Here is a 12,568-nt window from a genome sequence, read left to right on the forward strand (position 1 = left end):
AGGAGGTACGGAGATTAGCGGTAACAAACCGCCTTCGCCGCCTTCACCACATCCTCCGCCTTGATCAGCGCCATCTTCTCGAGGTTCGCGGCATAGGGCAGTGGGACGTCGACGTCCGTCACCCGCATCACCGGGGCATCGAGGTCGTCGAAGCCCTCCTCCATGCAGATCGCCATGATTTCGGAGGAGATCGAGCAGGTCGGCCAGCCTTCCTCGACCACGACCAGCCGGTTGGTCTTAGCGAGCGAGGTCAGCACCGCCTGCTTGTCGAGCGGCCGGAGCGTACGGAGGTCGATCACCTCGGCCTCGATGCCCTCGTCCGCCAGCGTTTCCGCGGCCTCGAGCGCTACTCCGACGCCGATCGAATAGCTGACGACCGTGACGTCCTTGCCCTCCCGCATGATCCGCGCCTTGCCGATCGGCAGCACCCAATCGTCGACCTGCGGAACGTCGAACTGGACGCCGTAGAGCAGCTCATTCTCCAGGAACACGACCGGGTCGTCCGACCGGATCGCCGCCTTGAGCAGCCCCTTGGCGTCCGCCGCATCATAGGGCGCGATCACCACCAGGCCCGGCACGCTCGCGTACCACGGCCCGTAATTCTGGCTATGCTGCGCGGCCACCCGGCTCGCCGCCCCGTTAGGGCCGCGGAATACGATCGGACAACGCATCTGTCCGCCCGACATGTAGTTGGTCTTCGCCGCCGAATTGATGATGTGGTCGATCGCCTGCATCGCGAAGTTGAACGTCATGAATTCGATCACCGGCTTGAGCCCGCCCATCGCCGCACCCGAACCCAGGCCTGCAAAGCCGTATTCGGTAATCGGCGTGTCGACCACGCGGCGCGGGCCGAACTCGTCGAGAAGCCCCTGGGTCACCTTGTACGCGCCCTGATATTGCGCAACCTCCTCGCCCATCACGAACACACGTTCGTCCCGGCGCATTTCCTCCGCCATCGCGTCGCGCAGCGCTTCGCGCACGGAAGTGGATTTCATCTCCGTGCCGACCGGCACTTCCGGGTCGACCGCGACCTTGGGAGTTAGCTGCGCCGTTCCGGTGTCGGCCTTTTGGGTGGGGACATCGGTCTCCGTCTTCTGATCCGAGGGCGTCGGAGCCTCGTTGGCCCGAGCGGCAGGCGCGGATGCCGGAGCCGCCTCCCCCTCCCCGCCCATCAGCGCAATAGCGGTGCCGACCTTCACCCCGTCCGTGCCTTCCGGCACCAGGATCTTGGAGATGGTCCCTTCGTCGACCGCTTCGAACTCCATGGTCGCCTTGTCGGTCTCGATCTCGGCCAGGATGTCGCCCGACTTCACCTCGTCACCTTCCTTGACCAGCCACTTGGCGAGCGTGCCTTCCTCCATTGTCGGAGACAGCGCCGGCATCTTCAGCTCGATGCCCATCAGTAGCTCTCCACCAGCACGTCCGTCGCCAGCTCGGCCGCATGCGGCTCCGGTGCCTCTTCAGCGAATTTGGCAGCTTCGACCACGATGTCCTTGATCTCCTTGTCGATCGCCTTCAGCTCATCGGCCGAGACGCCGAGGCCTTCCAGCTCCTTCGCGGCGCGATCGATCGGATCGCGGTGCTCGCGATAGTCCTGTACTTCCTCGCGGCTGCGGTACTTGGCCGGGTCGCTCATTGAATGGCCACGGTAGCGATAGGTCTTGAGCTCCAGGATGATCGGCCCCTTGCCCGAGCGGGTCCATTCCAGCGCCGTTTCGGCCGCGCCGCGTACCGCCAGCACGTCCATGCCGTCGACCTGCAGCCCCGGGATCTGGAAGCTCTCGCCGCGCCGATAAAAGTCGGGTTCCGACGCCGAGCGCTCGACGCTCGTCCCCATCGCATAGTGATTGTTCTCGATGGCGTAGATCACCGGCAGGTTCCACAGCTTCGCCATGTTGAAGCTCTCGTACACCTGCCCCTGGTTGGCGGCGCCGTCGCCGAAGTAAGCGAGGTTCACCCCGCCGTCCCCGCTATACTGGTGCTTGAACGCCAGCCCCGTGCCGAGCGCCACCTGTGCCCCGACGATCCCGTGCCCGCCATAGAAGCCATGCTCGACCGAGAACATGTGCATCGAGCCGCCCTTGCCCTTGGAGATACCGGCAGCCCGCCCGGTCAGCTCGGCCATGATCACCTTGGGATCGATGCCATAGGCCAGCATGTGCCCATGGTCGCGGTAGCCGGTGATGACGCTGTCTTTGCCCACAGTCATCGCGCTCTGCAGGCCAACGGCGACGGCTTCCTGCCCGATATAAAGGTGGCAGAAGCCGCCGATCAGGCCGAGGCCGTAGAGCTGCCCCGCCCGCTCTTCGAAACGGCGGATCAGCAGCATCTGCTTGTAGAAGTCGAGCAACTGCTCCTTGCTCGCCCGGAATCGCTCCGGCTGCTTCGGGCGCTCGCGGTTGGGCGTCAGCGGGACCGCATCGGCGGCAGTTTTTGCTTTGGCGGAACGCGCCACGGGGACCTCTTGTCGGTTCAGGGATGCCAGCCGCGTCTATCGTGCGGGAACCGATGGAGCAATTCTCTTCGTCATGCCCTAGAGCGTAGCCACGAACCCATTCAGTGGCTTCAACGCCGACAGAATAAGTAGAGCTCGAAAAACGTCAATCCTCGAGCGGAACGATCACCTCGTCCGGCCGCACCAGGCCGAGGTCGCGGCGGACCAGTTCGTCGGCCATGTCCGGATCCGCCTTGCGCGGATCCAGCAGCGCCGAGCGCCGGCGCAGGTGGTCGCGCTCGGCCTCAAGCTTGGCCAGCTCGACCTGCCGCTCCTCCAGCGCGCGATTGTAGCCGCCCCACGCGAGCAAGCCATTCGGCCCCGCAACCGCATAGGTCGCGAAGTTGCCGATGATGATCAACGCCAGCGCCGGCAAGGCCGCGCGGCGGATCAACCCCATGCTCTTGTGTGCTGCCCCTCCCATAAAGGCACAGAATCAGAAAAGCGGAGTCGGCGCAAGCGACTGATCACGCCAGCGTAACGCTTTTCGCAAATTTTTCGTTGAGGATGAGGGTTCGCCCCGGATCCGCGTCGTGTCGGGCGACACGCTCCAGCAGCCGGTCGACCAACTCGCGCCGCTTGCTCGCCACCTGCGACAGTCGGCCGTCAGCCGGGTTGAGCCGGTAGCCCGCCGACGCGTCCAGCGCCTGAAGGATCTCGTCCCTGCTCGCAGAAGGGCTGCGGGCCAGCTCGGCGGCAAGCTGGTCGACCAGCCAGGACCAGGGCGCGGTGTCGGTCGAATGGAACATCCGTCGTCAGTCGCCCTCGCGGCGTCATCTCACCACCCGCAATGGGACGAACCGCAATCAACAGTGACGAACGGCAGGCAGGTGACGGCTACAGGTTAAGGCCGTTGGTCAGCTCGGCCGCATACGCCCGGCCCACGGCCAGCTCCGAACCGCTTTCCAGCACCACCCGAAGGTTGGCTCCCGACCGTCGTAGCGAACGGATGCTGTCCTTCCGGCACAATGTCGAGCGGTGGACCCGGACAAAGCCATGGTCCGCCAGCTGCCCCTGCAGGGAGCGCAAGGACGCGCGCACCAACCCCTTGCCGCCCGCGGCATGGATGCGGGCGTAATTGCCCTCCGCTTCGATCCACTCGATTTCGCGGACGGGGACGCGGATGGTTTCGCGATTGCTCTGAACCCAGAGGGTGTCCGACGCCATCGGCTCGAGCGCGGTCGGCGCAGTCTGGGTGGAAGCGGGTTCGGGCTCCACGGTGGCAGCAGCCTTTTCCCTCCTCCTCACCGGCACCACCGCCGTCAGCCAGGCCCCGAAATAGCCAGCCCACATCAGCAGCCATCCAACCTGGTCGCCCGCTGTGATCGGCGGCGACCAGCTGAAGACGTGCTCGGCGAGGGTCTGGATCGCGAACAGGCAAGCGGTTGCGGTGACGCTTGCCAGCAGCATCAGAGCCCCGCGCGCCGGCACGCTCGCAGGCTCGGCGCGCCGAAGCGCAATCGCCGCGCCGACGAACAGCAACGCCCCGGAAAGGGTCGAGAACAGCCGTCGCCCGCTCAGAACAGGCAGGGCGACTGGCACCACCAGGCCGCGGAGCGACATGATGACATAGCTGAAGAACCAGAAGAACGCTGCGGCAAGTAACAGCCGGCGCCACACCGACTCACCACCGGCGCCAAGGACTCGATCGAAACGCATGCCGCTAGATTGGCCCTCGCCACGCTCACCGCAAGTCGCGCCCCTCTCCTCCGCGAGCAGCACGCCGCTCTCGTGGACAGTCGGGCGTCAGGCCTGACGGTAGGCCTTGACCGCCGCGCGCCCCGGATAGCGCGCCGCGTCGCCAAGCTCTTCCTCGATCCGCAGCAGCTGGTTGTACTTCGCCGTCCGATCGGCCCGCGCCAGGCTGCCCGTCTTGATCTGTCCGCACGACAGCGCCACCGCGAGGTCGGCGATCGTGCTGTCCTCAGTTTCGCCCGAGCGGTGCGACATGACGGCGGTGTAACCGCTGGTCTGGGCCAGCCGCACGGCGTCGATCGTCTCGGTCAGCGTCCCGATCTGGTTGACCTTGACGAGGATCGAATTGGCGAGGCCGTCGCGGATACCGTCAGCCAGCCGCGCTTCGTTGGTCACGAACAAGTCGTCACCGACCAGCTGCACGCGGCCGCCGACCCGCTCGGTTAGCGCCTTCCAGCCGACCATGTCGTCCTCGCCCATGCCGTCCTCGATCGACGCGATCGGATAATCGCGCGCCAGCTCCTCCAGATAGGCCGCCATCTCCTCGGGCGAGAGGGTCCGCCCCTCGCCGTCGAGCCGGTAGGCGCCGTCCTTGAAGAACTCGGTCGCCGCGCAATCGAGCGCGATCAGCACGTCGTTGCCGAGGCGGTAGCCGGCCTGCTCGGTCGCCTGCCCGATGAGATCCAGCGCTTCGCGCGCCGACGCGATGTTCGGCGCAAACCCGCCTTCGTCTCCGACCGCGGTCGACAGTCCCTTCCCGTGAAGCCCGCTCTTCAGAGCATGGAAGATCTCCGCTCCGCAGCGCAGCGCTTCCGAAAAGCTTTCCGCCCCGACCGGCATCACCATGAACTCCTGGAAGTCGATCGGATTGTCGGCATGCGCGCCGCCGTTGAGGATGTTCATCATCGGCACCGGCAGCAGGTTCGCCGACACGCCGCCGACGTAGCGATACAGCGGCAGCCCGCGCGCCTCTGCCGCCGCTCTCGCCGCCGCCAGGCTGACGCCGAGGATCGCGTTCGCCCCAAGCTTCCCCTTGTTGTCCGAACCGTCGAGCGCGATCATCTCCGCGTCAATTTCGACCTGGTCCTCGGCCTCGAACCCCAGCAGTGCATCGGCGATCGGGCCATTCACCGCCGCTACTGCCTGTCCCACGCCCTTGCCGCCCCACCGGCTCTTGTCGCCGTCGCGCAGCTCGACCGCCTCATGCGCCCCGGTCGAGGCGCCGGACGGAACCGCGGCCCGGCCCATGCTGCCATCCTCAAGGGTGACGTCGACCTCCACCGTAGGATTGCCGCGGCTGTCCAGGATCTGGCGGGCATGGATGTCGAGGATAGCGGTCATTACGGTCTTGTACCTTTTCTTAGCGGGGCCTCTATGCTGCGGCCCTGTATCGGCGCGCCGCACTTCCGGCAACTTTCGGCGCGGAGCCGGAACGGGGGCGCGTCTGCCGGGTTCTTGGGGCAGACTTTGTGTAACTCGTACAGGGAGAGGCAGATGGCCGATACCAAGAACAACTTGCCGGAGGGCACGGATACGGTGATTTCCGGCGCCAGCGGAAGCAGCAGTGGCAGCGGGCTCCCGGGCCGTAGCGATACCACCAGCCACACCGGCGGCAGCTCCGCCAGCAACAGCACCGGAGCGCGGTCCGCCGTGACGTCGAGCGGAACCGCCGGCGACCGGTCGGACGACCTTATTACGGGCGGCAGCAGCACTGGCGCGAGCACCGGCAGCACTGGGAGCAGCGACACGTCCGAAGGCCGCCAAGGGGTCAAGAGTATGCTCTCCACCGGCGCCACCAAGGTCAAGGACGAGGCCGGCACCCGCGCTCGCGGACTGGTCAGCCAGGGCCTTGAGCGCGGCAGCAGCACGTTGACCAACATCTCCGGCCTGGTCACCCAGACCGCGGCGCAGATCGAGGAGCAGCTCGGCCCGCAATATGGCGACTATGCCCGCAAGGCCGGCCAGGCGCTGGAACGCTACGCCACCAGCCTCTCGAACAAGGATCCCGACGAGCTGGTCGACGATGCGCGCGACCTGGTGCGCAAGAGCCCGGGCGTCGCGATCGCGGGTGCCGCGATCCTGGGCTTTGGCCTCGTCCGGCTGATCAAGGCCGGTTTGCCGGAGGAGGGCAACAATGGAAACGGTAACCGTTCGGGCCGTCGGTCCAGCTGAGCCCGGCCGGCCTGAATTGAACCGGACGGAGACCGTGAGGGGCGAACCGGAAGGGGTCGGTGACCTCTTCCATCGCCTCGTGGAGGACGGCAAGGCCTACGCAGCCGCCGAGGTCAATTACTATAAGACGGTAGGCACCGAGCGCGCGAATGCGCTCAAGGTGCCGGCGATCCTCGGCGTCCTCGGCCTGCTGTTCATCCACGCCGCTTTCCTGGCACTGTGCGCGACCCTGTTCGTCGCCCTGGCCTCGCTGATGAGCGACACGCTCGCGGGCTTGCTGACGGTGGCCATCCTGGCCGCCGTGGGCGGCATCCTCGGCTACCTCGCGTACGGCAAGGCACGGGCTGCATTCGGAGCCAAGTCATGACGGACGCGGCAAAGGTGCGCGAAGCACGGGCCCGGGGTGAGGCGGATGCCGCCAAGGCCCGGCTGATGGGAACGATGGACGAGCTGAAAGCGCGGCTCGCTCCCGGCAAGCTGACGTCCGACGCCGTGCAAGCGGCCAAGGACAAGGGCATCACGGTCGCCGACAACACGGTCACGGCGGTCAAGGACAAGCCGGTGATGGCGGCCGGCGTCGCCACCGCGGCGGCGCTGTTCCTAGCCCGAAAGCCGCTGTTCGCGGCGGTGGGACGGTGGTTCCGCGGCGAAGACGACCAGGACGATACAACAACAACTCGGCGCCGCTCGGCGCTTGAACCTGAGGAACTGGAATAATGGCACGAACCGATCAGACCAGCAGCAGCACCGGCAGCAACACCGGCAGCACGAATTCGCAGTCGGCGTATGAAGGCAACAACAGCCGTACCGTCGACGCCCGGGAGAAGCTTTCGGACCTCAGCGAAACGGCAGGACGCCAGATCGACAACTCCCCGCTGATCGCCGTTGGCGCGGGCGTGGCGCTTGGCGCGATCCTTGGCGCGGTGCTGCCCAAGACGCAGAAGGAACAGGAACTGCTCGGCCCGCTCGGCACCAAGCTGACCGACGCCGGCTACAGCGCCGCTGACCGGGCTCGCGAGATGAGCAAGCAGAAGTTCGACGAAATGGCCGGCGACAAGGTCCGCGAGTTCTTCGGTGGGAGCGGCAGCTCGTCATCGGGTAACGCGAACAGCTGATCTGCCGTCATGCCGGTCTTGGTCCGGCATCCGCCTTCTTTCCTCTCACGCGACAGGAAGGAAGGCGGACCCGGCTCAGGGCCGGGGTGACGCGCCCCTCCAGGCTGTGCTAGGCGCCCTCACCCATGAGCAAGCTTCACCTCGTATTCGGCGGTCGGGTCAAGGATCCGCAGGGCCTGGAATTCACCGACCTCAATCAGATGCACATTGTTGGTCTGTTCGACAATTATGCCGACGCGGAAGACGCCTGGCGCGCCAATGCACAGCGCACGGTTGACGATGCCGAGATGAAATATGTCGTGGTCCACCTGCATCGCCTGCTCGAGCCTGAGATCGAGAAAAAGGCGTAGGCTCCTCTTTCCGCCGCGTAGAAAACGCTCGCCCCGAGCCGGCGCCCGAGTCAGGCCCCCCGGTACCGCCATAACAGCAGCGGCCGCTGCAACAGCAGCCCGGCCACAAACCCGCCGATATGCGCCGGGGTCGCCAGCAGCAGTCCCTCAGCCCCCGCGACGAACCCTACTGCCAGCTGCAGCACAGCCCAGGCCGCGGCGAGCCACACGACGTGCAGGAAGCGGTTGAACCGGGGCGATTGCACCAGCATTCGCGGTCGGCCAAAGCTCAGCGCATAGGCTCCGATCAGGCCGCTGACCGCTCCGCTGGCGCCGATCACCGGGCTCAACTCCAGCGGCGCGGACATCCATTGCGCGAGCGCTGACACGATCGCGCTCACGCCATAGATCGTCAGCATCCCCGGCGTTCCCAGCAGCCGCTCGACCGCAGTCCCGCACCACACGAGCATCAGCATGTTGAAGAACAGGTGCAGGATGCCACCATGGACGAGGGTGCAGCTGAACGGGGTCAGCCACGCCGGCACGGCGCCCACCAGGTCCAGCTGTCCCGACAACCGTGCCGGTACGAGCCCCATCGCTCCCGCCGCCTGCCCGTCGAGCCCGGCCGCCATGATCATCAGCGAAACGAACGACGTCACCGCGGTCAGGATAACGGTGGTGGAGGGGCGCTTCATCCTACACCCTCGCCATTGCGAGCAAAGAGACGCAACCCAGTTCTCCTCCGTTCACCAAGATACTGGATTGCTTTGTCGCTCCGCTTCTCGCGACGACGATGCGTCTCAGACGAATTCGATCTGCTCGATCTCGTAATAGCGATCGCCAGACGGCGTGGTCACTTCCACTTCCTCACCGACCTGCCGGCCGATTAGCGCCCGGCCGAGCGGGCTGTTGTAGCTGATCCGCCCCACTTTGGCGTCCGCCTCGGTCTGGCCGACCAGCTGATAGCGGATCTTCTTGTCGTCCTCGTCGATCAGGCTGACCGTCGCGCCGAACACCACCTTGTCGCCCGACAGGGTCGTCGGATCGATCACCAGCGCGCGGCTCAGCCGGTCTTCGATGTCGGCGATCGTCGCCTCGATCTGCCCCTGGCGCTCCTTGGCTGCGTGATATTCGGCATTCTCCGACAGGTCACCGTGAGCGCGCGCTTCCTCGATCGCATCGACGATCTGGGGCCGCTCCAGCTTCAGGCGCTTCAGCTCGGCCTCCAGCTGCCGATAGCCTTCGGCCAGCATCGGAACCTTGTCGCTCGCCATCACGCTTTCCTTTTCACTAAAGACCCCGATCGCAGCGCCGTCCGGAAGAGGCGCTCCTCAGCGATCAGGGGTTGGGAAGATTAGCCGTTTCGGGCGGAATAATAGGACTGGAGGCTGCGCACTTCAAGCGTGTGCCCCCGGACCGCCCGGATCGCCCGCGCCACCGCATGGCTCGCCGCCACAGTGGTGAAGTAGGGCACCTTGCGGTTGAGCGCCGTTGCGCGGATCGACTGGCTGTCCTTGAACGCCTGCCAGCCCTCGGTGGTGTTGAAGATCAGCTGCACTTCGCCGTCCACGATCCGGTCGACGACATGCGGCCGCCCCTGTGCAACCTTGTTGACGCGCTCTACCGGCAGGCGGAGCTCGCCAAGGAAGTCCGCCGTTCCACCAGTCGCGATCACCTTGAAGCCGAGGTCGATCATCAGCTCGACAGCCGGGACGACCTGCTCCTTGTCGCTGTCCTTGACCGACACGAACAGGGTGCCGCCATCCGGCAGCTGAGTTCCCGCGCCGATCTGCGACTTGGCAAAGGCGATCTCAAAATCGCCGGCGATTCCCATCACTTCGCCAGTGCTCTTCATTTCCGGTCCAAGCACCGGGTCGGTTCCCGGGAAACGCGCGAACGGAAAAACGCTTTCCTTGACCGCGATATGATCGATGTCGCGGCGGACCGGCGGCAGGTCGGCGAGCTTTTCCCCGGCCATCACCCGCGCCGCGAGCTTCGCTACCGGCACCCCGATCGCCTTGGCGGTGAACGGCACCGTCCGGCTCGCGCGCGGATTGACCTCGATCAGATAGACCTCGCCGTCCTTGACCGCGAACTGGACATTCATGAGCCCCTGGACCTGCAGGGCCAGCGCCAGTTCCCGCGCCTGCCGCTCGATCTCCTCGACCAAGGCGCGGGAGAGGCTATGCGGCGGGATCGAGCAGGCGCTGTCGCCCGAATGCACCCCGGCCTCCTCGATATGCTCCAGCACGCCCGCAACCGCCACGTCGGTGCCGTCGCAGATCGCGTCCACGTCAACCTCGATCGCATCGCGCAGATAGCGGTCGATCAGCACCGGGCTCGATCCCGACACGGCGACGGCCGTGGCAATATAGTTGTCGAGCTGCGCAGGCCCGTCGACCACCTCCATCGCCCGCCCGCCGAGCACGTAGCTCGGCCGCAGCAGCACCGGGTAGCCGATCCTCTCCGCCACCTGCAGCGCCTCGTCGCGGCTGCGCGCAATGCCATTCTCCGGCTGGCGCAGGTGCAGGCGCGAGACCAGAGCGGCAAACCGCTCCCGGTCCTCCGCCAGGTCGATGCTGTCCGGCGACGTCCCCAGGATCGGCACTCCGGCCGCCTGCAACTCCGCCGCAAGCTTCAGCGGCGTCTGCCCGCCGAGCTGCACGATTACTCCGGCGAGCGTCCCCCGCCCCTGTTCGCGCTTGACAATCTCCAGCACGTCCTCGGCGGTTAGCGGCTCGAAATACAGCCGGTCCGAGGTATCCGGGTCGGTCGAGACCGTCTCCGGGTTGCAATTGACCATGATCGTCTCATAGCCCGCATCGCGCAGCGCGAACGCGGCGTGGCAGCAGCAATAGTCGAACTCGATCCCCTGCCCGATCCGGTTCGGCCCGCCGCCCAGGATGACCACCTTGCGCCGGTCGGACACCTCCGCCTCATCCTCGACCTCGCCGAAGAGCGGCGCCTCGTAGGTCGAATAAAGGTAAGGCGTGGACGCATCGAATTCCGCCGCGCAGCTGTCGATCCGCTTGAACACCGGATGCACGCCCAGCTTCTGCCGGTGCTTGCGGACCTCGTCGGCGGTGACCCCGCCGGTCATCGCCCGCATTGCCTCATGGACGATGCCGCCGCCGCTCGCCGCGACCGCCTCGCTCATCCCCAGCGGAGCGCCGATCGAACGGAGCGACAGCTGTCCCAGCCGCGCATCGGAAAAGCCCATAGCTTTCAACTGCCGCATGCCTGCCGCATCGTTCGGCAGCCCCTCGGCCCGGACCCGTTCCTCAGCGCGGACGATCTCCTCCAGCCGCTCCAGGAACCAGGGGTCGAAGCCGGCGATACGGTTGATCCGCTCGACCGACATGCCATGCCGCAAAGCTTCCGCGGCTACCAGCAGCCGGTCGGGCGTCGGCGTCGCGAGTTCAGCCTCGATCGCCTCGTCGCTCGCATTCTCAAGCGCCCGGACCCGGTCGAGCCCGCACAGCCCGATCTCCAAGCCGCGAAGCGCCTTTTGCAGGCTCTCCGGGAACGAGCGCCCGATCGCCATCACCTCGCCCACCGACTTCATCGCGGTCGACAGGTTGCTCGACGCGCCCTTGAACTTCTCAAAGGTGAAGCGCGGAATCTTGGTGACGACATAGTCGATCGTCGGCTCGAAACTCGCCGGCGTCGCGCCGCCGGTGATGTCGTTGGCGATCTCGTCCAGCGTGTAGCCGACCGCCAGCTTGGCCGCGACCTTGGCTATAGGGAAGCCGGTCGCCTTGCTCGCTAGCGCCGAACTTCGCGACACGCGCGGGTTCATCTCGATCACCAGCATTCGTCCGGTCTTCGGATCGACCGCGAACTGGACGTTAGAACCGCCTGTTTCGACACCGATTTCCCGCAGCACCGCGATCGAGGCGGAGCGCATCCGCTGATACTCCTTGTCGGTCAGCGTCAGCGCCGGCGCGACGGTGATCGAGTCCCCGGTGTGCACTCCCATCGGGTCGACATTCTCGATCGAGCAGATGATAATGGCGTTGTCCACGCGGTCGCGGACCACCTCCATCTCATACTCCTTCCAGCCGACCACGCTCTCGTCAATCAGCACTTCGGTCGTCGGTGACGCCTCCAGCCCCGAGCGGACGATGGCGACATATTCGTCCCGATTGTAGGCGATCCCGCCGCCGGTGCCGCCCAGCGTGAAGCTCGGCCGGATCACCGCGGGCAGCCCGACAGTGTCGAGCGCCCCCATTGCTTCCTCTACCGAATGGACGATCGCCGACTTGGGGCTTTCCAGCCCGATCCGGTCCATCGCGTCGCGGAACTTCTGCCGGTCCTCTGCCTTCTCGATCGCCTCGGCATTGGCGCCTATCAGCTCAACCCCCAGCCGCTTCAGAGTGCCGTCCTGCGCCAACGCCAGCGCCGTATTCAGCGCCGTCTGCCCGCCCATCGTCGGCAGCAACGCATCCGGCCGCTCGGCCTCGATGATCTTGGCGACGATCTCCGGAGTGATCGGCTCGATATAGGTCGCGTCCGCAAGCTCCGGGTCAGTCATGATCGTCGCCGGGTTGGAGTTGACGACGATGACGCGATAGCCCTCCTCACGCAGCGCCTTGACGGCCTGAGATCCAGAGTAATCGAACTCCGCCGCCTGCCCGATGACGATCGGGCCTGCACCGATGATGAGGATGGAGCCAATGTCGGTGCGCCGGGGCATGGGTTACTCGCTGAAAGTGACGGATTCGATGACCGTCAGCCTGAGATGGTTCTTGCGCGCCCACTTG

14 protein-coding genes are annotated in these 12,568 nt (G+C 66.0%); 5 read left to right on the plus strand and 9 right to left on the minus strand.

The window, feature by feature from the left end:
• Nucleotides 1–14: 14 nt before the first annotated feature.
• From ACFQPG_RS10665 to eno, 6 genes are all read right to left on the minus strand, one after another.
• Nucleotides 15–1,400, minus strand: coding sequence for a pyruvate dehydrogenase complex E1 component subunit beta (locus ACFQPG_RS10665; protein WP_380812876.1), 1,386 nt, complete (start codon nt 1,398–1,400; stop codon nt 15–17).
• Entirely contained in the window at nt 1,400–2,455 is a 1,056-nt protein-coding gene (gene pdhA / locus ACFQPG_RS10670) for a pyruvate dehydrogenase (acetyl-transferring) E1 component subunit alpha (protein WP_380812878.1), read from the minus strand. The genes ACFQPG_RS10665 and pdhA overlap by 1 nt, the downstream gene beginning before the upstream one ends.
• A gap of 145 nt (nt 2,456–2,600) precedes the next feature.
• Nucleotides 2,601–2,918, minus strand: coding sequence for a septum formation initiator family protein (locus ACFQPG_RS10675; protein ID WP_380812881.1), 318 nt, complete (start codon nt 2,916–2,918; stop codon nt 2,601–2,603).
• A gap of 43 nt (nt 2,919–2,961) precedes the next feature.
• Entirely contained in the window at nt 2,962–3,243 is a 282-nt protein-coding gene (locus tag ACFQPG_RS10680) for a hypothetical protein (RefSeq protein ID WP_380812884.1), read from the minus strand.
• A gap of 88 nt (nt 3,244–3,331) precedes the next feature.
• On the minus strand, nt 3,332–4,153 hold the full coding sequence (locus ACFQPG_RS10685) for a LytR/AlgR family response regulator transcription factor (RefSeq protein WP_380812887.1): 822 nt from the start codon (nt 4,151–4,153) through the stop codon (nt 3,332–3,334).
• A gap of 87 nt (nt 4,154–4,240) precedes the next feature.
• Nucleotides 4,241–5,530: a phosphopyruvate hydratase gene (eno, locus tag ACFQPG_RS10690; RefSeq protein WP_380812890.1), complete on the minus strand. Its 1,290-nt coding sequence runs from the start codon at nt 5,528–5,530 to the stop codon at nt 4,241–4,243.
• A gap of 153 nt (nt 5,531–5,683) precedes the next feature.
• Between eno and ACFQPG_RS10695 the strand changes: the two genes are divergently transcribed.
• The 5 genes from ACFQPG_RS10695 (at nt 5,684) to ACFQPG_RS10715 (ending at nt 7,826) form a co-directional block, all read left to right on the plus strand.
• A complete protein-coding gene (locus ACFQPG_RS10695; RefSeq protein ID WP_380812892.1) occupies nt 5,684–6,361 on the plus strand; it encodes a hypothetical protein in 678 nt (225 codons plus the stop codon).
• 34 nt (nt 6,362–6,395) lie between these two features.
• On the plus strand, nt 6,396–6,728 hold the full coding sequence (locus tag ACFQPG_RS10700) for a phage holin family protein (RefSeq protein WP_380812895.1): 333 nt from the start codon (nt 6,396–6,398) through the stop codon (nt 6,726–6,728).
• Nucleotides 6,725–7,078, plus strand: coding sequence for a hypothetical protein (locus tag ACFQPG_RS10705; RefSeq protein ID WP_380812898.1), 354 nt, complete (start codon nt 6,725–6,727; stop codon nt 7,076–7,078). Before ACFQPG_RS10700 ends, ACFQPG_RS10705 begins: the two co-directional genes overlap by 4 nt.
• A complete protein-coding gene (locus tag ACFQPG_RS10710) occupies nt 7,078–7,476 on the plus strand; it encodes a hypothetical protein (RefSeq protein WP_380812901.1) in 399 nt (132 codons plus the stop codon). The genes ACFQPG_RS10705 and ACFQPG_RS10710 overlap by 1 nt, the downstream gene beginning before the upstream one ends.
• A gap of 125 nt (nt 7,477–7,601) precedes the next feature.
• Complete coding sequence (locus ACFQPG_RS10715) at nt 7,602–7,826, plus strand: DUF4170 domain-containing protein (RefSeq protein WP_380812903.1); 225 nt, start codon at nt 7,602–7,604, stop codon at nt 7,824–7,826.
• Between the two features lie 50 nt (nt 7,827–7,876).
• Here the strand turns inward: ACFQPG_RS10715 and ACFQPG_RS10720 are convergent, their stop codons facing one another.
• The 3 genes from ACFQPG_RS10720 to carB form a co-directional block, all read right to left on the minus strand.
• The gene (locus tag ACFQPG_RS10720) at nt 7,877–8,500 is read right to left on the minus strand and encodes a rhomboid family intramembrane serine protease (protein WP_380812906.1); all 624 of its coding nucleotides are present in this window, start codon (nt 8,498–8,500) and stop codon (nt 7,877–7,879) included.
• 105 nt (nt 8,501–8,605) lie between these two features.
• Nucleotides 8,606–9,079, minus strand: coding sequence for a transcription elongation factor GreA (gene greA, locus ACFQPG_RS10725; RefSeq protein WP_380812909.1), 474 nt, complete (start codon nt 9,077–9,079; stop codon nt 8,606–8,608).
• 80 nt (nt 9,080–9,159) lie between these two features.
• On the minus strand, nt 9,160–12,501 hold the full coding sequence (gene carB / locus ACFQPG_RS10730; protein WP_380812912.1) for a carbamoyl-phosphate synthase large subunit: 3,342 nt from the start codon (nt 12,499–12,501) through the stop codon (nt 9,160–9,162).
• Nucleotides 12,502–12,568 lie beyond the last annotated feature (67 nt).

It is taken from the genome of Sphingomonas sp. GCM10030256 (assembly GCF_042666415.1).
Taxonomy (GTDB): Bacteria; Pseudomonadota; Alphaproteobacteria; order Sphingomonadales; family Sphingomonadaceae; genus Sphingomicrobium.